General features: G+C 38.4%; 4 protein-coding genes. 2 read left to right on the top strand and 2 right to left on the bottom strand.

What is annotated here, in order from left to right; translation table 11 throughout:
- Positions 1–99 precede the first annotated feature (99 nt).
- Complete coding sequence (locus tag ABYT26_RS17520; RefSeq protein ID WP_372756305.1) at positions 100–1,110, bottom strand: OmpA family protein; 1,011 nt, start codon at positions 1,108–1,110, stop codon at positions 100–102.
- Between the two features lie 213 nt (positions 1,111–1,323).
- On the opposite strand from ABYT26_RS17520, the gene dxs reads away from it, so the two are divergent.
- Positions 1,324–3,231 (top strand): 1-deoxy-D-xylulose-5-phosphate synthase, encoded by a 1,908-nt coding sequence (gene dxs / locus ABYT26_RS17515; RefSeq protein WP_372756303.1) that lies wholly within the window; start codon positions 1,324–1,326, stop codon positions 3,229–3,231.
- Here the strand turns inward: dxs and ABYT26_RS17510 are convergent.
- The gene (locus tag ABYT26_RS17510; protein WP_372756301.1) at positions 3,228–3,494 is read right to left on the bottom strand and encodes a hypothetical protein; all 267 of its coding nucleotides are present in this window, start codon (positions 3,492–3,494) and stop codon (positions 3,228–3,230) included. The two genes, dxs and ABYT26_RS17510, sit on opposite strands and share 4 nt — an antisense overlap.
- Positions 3,495–3,837: 343 nt before the next feature.
- Between ABYT26_RS17510 and ABYT26_RS17505 the strand changes: the two genes are divergently transcribed.
- A partial coding sequence (locus ABYT26_RS17505; protein WP_372756307.1) for a SulP family inorganic anion transporter occupies positions 3,838–3,993 on the top strand: 156 nt, incomplete at its 3' end.

The raw sequence follows: 3,993 nt of genomic DNA, 5'->3' as shown, positions 1-3,993 counted from the left end.
TCTTGAAATCTTTCATCCTGAAATAATTTTAAGTGAAAGCTGTAAATAAACTTGTAGCTTGAGACTTGAAACTTGTAGCTTGAAGCTTAAAACTTGCGGCTAATTGCTCTCCAAAATCTTAAACAACTCATCCAATTTAGGAGTTAGGATAATTTCGGTTCTACGATTTTTACTTCTTCCAGCTGCCGTTGCGTTGGAATCTACGGGAGCATACTTACTTCTACCTGCTACGGTTAAGCGCTGTGCATCTATTCCTTTATTGCGAATGATAATTCGTACAATGGATGTTGCTCGTTTCACACTTAAATCCCAATTGTCCTGAAGTGCACCACTGCCATTGTAGGGAACGTTATCGGTGTGACCTTCAATCATTACATTAATGTCTTTATTCTGCGCCAATACCTGAGACAGATGACCCAAGGCTTCCACACCTCTGGAATCTACCTGATAGCTTCCTGATTTGAAAAGAAGTTTTTCATCCATAGAAACATATACTTTCCCGTTTTTTGTGGTGATGGAAAGACCATTGCCTTCGAATCCGGTAAGCGCGTTCATCACCTTATTTTTTAGCGCTCGAACGGCCTCATCTTTCCGGCTGAGCGCAGCCTCTAATTCTTGCAAACGCTGATCTCTTTGATTCAATTCTGCCTGTAAATTATCTAGCGCACGCTTACGTGCATCCATTTCTTTTTCCAGAGAAAGTACCTCATCTTCGCGCAAGCGCAATTCATTTTGTGCTTTTTTAATCTGCGAAAGCAGTGCTTTTGTCTCCTTAGCATTCCCTTCCTGCATACCAGCCAATTGATTTAATAGATCCTGATTGCTTTTTTCGATACGGTTTAAACGCTCTCGGGCAGATTGCAATCGTCGAGATAAGGCCAAAGTATCGGCCAGCATATTTTGATATTTCTCATCTAACACCTCTAATTTTCCACTCAATTCGGTATTCGACTCACTTAAACTAAGGTTCTTCTCTTTTTCCAGGGCCAACTCATCTTGGCAGTTCTGTTGTTTGCTCTGCAGTTCCTCAAATTGTCGGGTTGGAACACAAGAAATACTCAGGAAAACCAGAGATAAAATAAATCCTAGGGGGCTCGCTTTTTTGAACATGTTTAAATTGTACTTTTGTTAGTAATGAAACTTGCACTTCTACAAGCAAATATAATAATCCGGCATGGTATCACCATCACACATCAGAAGAATACTTTGGTTTTTATTATTATCTTCGTGCATTAATTTTGTAGTTTAATTCGTTTATCACATTCTTTTGTTTGATAAAGGAATTCATACTCTGCTAAACGTTTGAAAAGGGGGATTTCGTACATGGCCAAATCTGAAAAAGAATTTTTAGATAAAATCAATTTTCCATCCGATCTGAAAAAGGTATCAGAAGATCACCTTATTCAGGTTTGTGAGGAACTGCGCCAGGAAATTATTGAAGAAGTTTCCTGTAACCCTGGTCATTTTGGAGCTAGTTTAGGCGTTGTAGAACTTACTGTGGCTCTTCACTACGTGCTTAACACTCCCTACGATAACTTAATTTGGGACGTTGGACATCAGGCTTATGGACACAAAATTCTTACCGGCAGAAAAGATGTTTTTCATACCAACAGAAAATACAAGGGAATAAGTGGTTTCCCCAATCGGAACGAGAGCGAATACGATTCTTTTACCGTAGGACACTCCTCGACCTCTATTTCGGCTGCCTTGGGCATGGCTACTGCCGCTCACTTAAACAACGAAAAAGACCGAAAAACCGTTGCTGTAATTGGCGATGGATCGATGACTGCCGGCTTAGCTTTTGAAGGTTTGAATAATGCTGCCAATAACAATGCTGATTTATTAGTCATTTTGAATGACAATAATATGGCCATAGACCCAAATGTAGGAGGTTTAAACAATTATTTACTAGACATTACCACTTCACAAACTTACAATAAAGTAAAAAATGATGTTTGGCGATTTCTCGGAAAACTAAACCGTTTGAATCCTAACACACAAAAAATATTTCAGAAAGTAGAAAATGGCATTAAAACCATTCTGCTTAAACAAAGTAATATTTTTGAAGCTTTTAATTTCAGATATTTTGGTCCTGTTGATGGTCATGATGTGAATTATTTGGTAAAAGTACTGAGTGATTTACAAAAAATACCAGGTCCTAAACTCTTGCACGTAATCACCCAAAAAGGAAAAGGATTTAAACAAGCGGAACAAGATCAAACCTATTGGCATGCTCCAGGTAAGTTTAATAAGGAAACCGGTGAAATCCTGCAAAAAGAACCAACAAGTCCGCAAGCGCCTAAATTTCAGGAAGTATTTGGAAACACCCTGGTTGAACTGGCCGAAAATAACGATAAAATTGTTGGAATTACACCAGCCATGCCTACGGGTAGCTCTTTAAATATTATGATGGAAAAAATGCCCGACAGAGCTTTTGATGTGGGAATTGCCGAACAGCATGCCGTTACCTTCTCGGGTGGATTGGCTGCCAAAGGAAAATTACCTTTCTGTGCCATCTACTCCTCCTTTATGCAACGTGCTTACGATCAGATGATTCATGATGTTGCCCTTCAAAATGTAAATGTTGTTTTTTGTTTGGATAGAAGCGGAGTGGTAGGTGCCGATGGAGCTACTCATCATGGGGTTTACGACCTTGCCTTTATGCGTTGCGTTCCGAATATGACCATTGCTTCCCCACTGGATGCTGTAGAGTTACGAAATTTAATGTTCACAGCTCAACAAGAAAACATGGGTCCATTTTCTATTCGTTACCCACGTGGCAAAGGTCGCATAATCGATTGGGAAAAACCTTTCGAGATTCTTCCTGCAGGAAAAGGACAAAAACTAAAAGACGGAAAAGATCTTGCCATTCTATCAATTGGTGCCATTGGAACAGAAGCCATGGATGCGATTGAAGACTTAGAAAAAGAAGGATATTCCATCGCTCATTACGATATGCGTTATCTGAAACCCATCGACACAGAATTACTTCACGAAGCACTTGCTAACTACAAACACATCATAACCCTTGAAGATGGATGCATTGTAGGTGGATTGGGTTCGGCTATTATCGAATTTGCAAACGACAACAACTACTCATGCATAGTAAAACGCCTGGGTGTTCCCGATAAATGGGTTGAACAAGGTACTCAACAGGAGCTCTACAACGAATGCGGCTACAATAAAAAAGGAATTGTAAACACAGTGCTGAAAATTTTATCGAGAAACTAAGGACTATCACTATATCCATCCGAAAAAGGATCTAAATCCTCAAAATCTCCAGTATAAGAGTCAATTGTTACCTGTAATTCAGGATTCATTTTAATGAGATAGACTGTATCATCTGTTTTTAGCTCCACCACATTAATTCGTTCCCCATTGGGTCTGGTAATGCAAATCAAATCATCTTCGAAAATTCCGTCGGGAAAAGATTGTATTAACTTTTGAATTAAATCTGCTCCAATGGTTTTATAATCCTTTATAACTCTTTTCATCACTTACTACTTACAAATTTCTGTCCACCTTTTCGCATTCCTCAGAACAAACTAAGGCAAATAAGAGCATTGAAACAGGATCTATTCTTCAATTGTTACCATACTCAATTTAAGGAATTTAAGAGAATGAAAAAAAACATTTTTAACAATTAAGCACGATCTAAATTTGTCCATTTCATTTAAAAAAATTCTAAAAACCCTACAAGCCTCATCTATAAACCATGTTACACAACATATAAATCGTTTTCGATCAAATAAAAAAAAAATCTTTACCTCAATCCAGGCATTGCTAAAAATTAAAAGGCTAGTTTTGCCGCCTTAATCAAATTTTTGATGATATAAGATGGTAGATTTTTTCAAGAAGCAAGCAGCAAATTCAAAAAATGATATTTTATCAGGCTTAACTGTGGCACTTGCCTTAGTGCCTGAAGCAGTAGCCTTTGCCTTTGTGGCAGGAGTTGATCCCTTAGTAGGACTTTATGCCGCCTTTATGGTCGGT

It is taken from the genome of Labilibaculum sp. (assembly GCF_041595635.1).
Taxonomy (GTDB): Bacteria; Bacteroidota; Bacteroidia; order Bacteroidales; family Marinifilaceae; genus Labilibaculum.
Note: the sequence above shows the minus strand (reverse complement) of the source record. Positions and strands in the feature narration are given on the sequence as shown.